This window comes from Shewanella sp. SM87, assembly GCF_025653705.1.
Taxonomy (GTDB): domain Bacteria; phylum Pseudomonadota; class Gammaproteobacteria; order Enterobacterales; family Shewanellaceae; genus Shewanella; species Shewanella oncorhynchi.
The window spans coordinates 1-1559 of record NZ_JAKKSC010000076.1 but is presented as its reverse complement, the minus strand read 5'-3'; the positions used below and the strand labels follow the sequence as shown (position 1 = coordinate 1559).

Genomic DNA, 1559 nt, shown 5'->3' with positions numbered 1-1559 from the left:
TGTGAAGGAAGCGCTTGGTCGTTTGACTGCGAAGATCAATCTACAACCGAACCTTAGTGCAGTATTTCAAGACAATAAATATGATGAGCTCAGGGTTGTCGTGACAAGTGATAGGGTGACAATAAAAATTGAAGTCTCTCCTGTTGCGAGAGGTACGCTACACAAAGCGGTATTAATGCCAGTCGTTGAGTTAGTTGAAGAGGAATTTGGGTATGCAGAGATCCCCGTTGTAAGCCTGCCTGATCTATACGGTGGTAAGTTATGTGCAGCGATGGATAGGCAGCACCCAAGGGATCTATTCGATGTAAAAATGCTGCTGGCGGAAGAGGGGATCAGTCGAGAGATTTTAGTCGGCTTTCTCACTTATACACTTAGCCATCCAAGGCCTATTAATGAAGTGATGTCTCCACGCTGGAAACCGCTTGATGAAAGCTTTCAAACTGAATTCAATGGAATGACGACAAAGCCGATTAAACTCGATGAGCTTATTTTAACTCGCTCAGAAATGCTGACAGCGTTGCAGCATCACTTTACTGCAAAAGACAGAGACTTTTTATTATCCTTTAAACAGGGTCAGCCTGATTGGTCATTGTTTGATGAACCGAGCGTCGCGGCACTACCTGCGGTGAGATGGAAGCTATTGAATATCCAAAACCTAGCGAAAAACAAATCCAAGCATCAAGAACAACTCATTAAACTGGCAGATGTATTGGAGACGTGGGTTGCAGGTCGGATACTGTAATGTACAGTGTATTGCTGATTTTATCTGATAGTTCGCTGTTTGTGGGCGTTGGCTGCTTAGATGTGAGCTAAGGCTTTAAGCAAAAAAAGCGAACCGTGAGGTTCGCTAGTAGGTGATTATTGAGGCGCGTTAGATTGTGCTTCAATAATCTGCTTTTCCCAATATTGTTCCGCGGCTTCAAAGTAGACTGTCGGGTGATACCCTAAGACATACTCAAACTCTGCGGCAAATAATTGGCAAAAATTTGTTATATCATCAACATACATGAGTAATAGCTGCATCATTTCTAAGTCGTTTAAAAACTGAGAGCTAAACTCAGGATGCTCCTCAAAAATAGATTGGCTAATACTCACACCTAGAACATGTCCATCTATATTTAAGTGAAGATAAATGTAGCGTGTAAACAGCAGCTCTATTGAGGTTTGGTCGTTCAGTTTAATATCTGCAAGTAACACGACTTTGCAGTGTTCATGCCAAGGACTAAATGTTTTAAGCTGATTTACATGAATAAAAGTTGAGTGTTCCATTTATTACTCCTATTGATTTGGCCTTTCAACTTTTACTTAGGTCTGTGCCATGGAAATTAGCCCTGTTTGCATAAATTGCTCAGCAAATGAAATTGCGAGTTCAATCTGAACGACGGACATTTTTTCACGCACTAAGCGTTGTTTAAGCATGTGCAGGAGTATTTCTTGCTCAACGTTGTCCTCGTAAGAAAAGGTGTTGCTATCAGGCATCTCTTYTTTAATTACATAGGTCATCAATTCGAAGACCATCAGCAGATTGTGGGCTTGTTGTTCAAACGCAGTCGATTGCA

At 41.5% G+C, this 1559-nt stretch carries 3 protein-coding genes; 1 reads left to right on the top strand and 2 read right to left on the bottom strand.

Going from position 1 to position 1559, the window contains the following annotated elements; translation table 11 throughout:
* Positions 1-742: nucleotidyl transferase AbiEii/AbiGii toxin family protein (locus L5M11_RS23680; protein WP_263193448.1), on the top strand; the 742-nt coding region annotated here is incomplete at its 5' end.
* 116 nt (positions 743-858) lie between these two features.
* Here the strand turns inward: L5M11_RS23680 and L5M11_RS23675 are convergent.
* Positions 859-1269: a hypothetical protein gene (locus tag L5M11_RS23675; RefSeq protein ID WP_263193447.1), complete on the bottom strand. Its 411-nt coding sequence runs from the start codon at positions 1267-1269 to the stop codon at positions 859-861.
* Between the two features lie 36 nt (positions 1270-1305).
* On the bottom strand, positions 1306-1559 hold a 254-nt coding region (locus L5M11_RS23670), incomplete at its 5' end, for a hypothetical protein (protein WP_263193446.1).

Coding starts and splice junctions, on each gene's coding strand:
- L5M11_RS23675 (WP_263193447.1), bottom strand. CDS start 1,269: ATGGAACACTCAACTTTTATTCATGTAAATCAGCTTAAAACATTTAGT.